1 pseudogene is annotated in these 253 nt (G+C 36.4%); it reads right to left on the reverse strand.

Annotated features, from left to right (window positions below):
* Positions 1–253, reverse strand: a pseudogene (locus RYX56_RS23890) (N-acetyltransferase); the annotation flags it as partial.

The following is a 253-nucleotide window of genomic DNA, read 5'->3' on the forward strand; positions in this document are numbered from 1 at the left end:
TAAACATTGACCCCGATGACTTTCACTTATTGCAAATTGGTATAAAGATATTTGCTTCTGCGTTTTCTTTCGGTAAAAACGTAAGGCCCCTACCACTTGTCCTTGATCTGTCGCAATCATCATTTGATTTCTTCTTATGGCTGCTTTCATTCCAAGAGGGCATAAAAACTTTTTAGAATAAACGGCACTGTTATTAGTGTCTAGATTTTCATTGAAGAACGTAATCACTTCTGATACATGTGATAGGTTTGCT

The organism is Alkalihalophilus lindianensis (assembly GCF_032843265.1).
Classification (GTDB): domain Bacteria; phylum Bacillota; class Bacilli; order Bacillales; family Bacillaceae_D; genus Alkalihalophilus; species Alkalihalophilus lindianensis.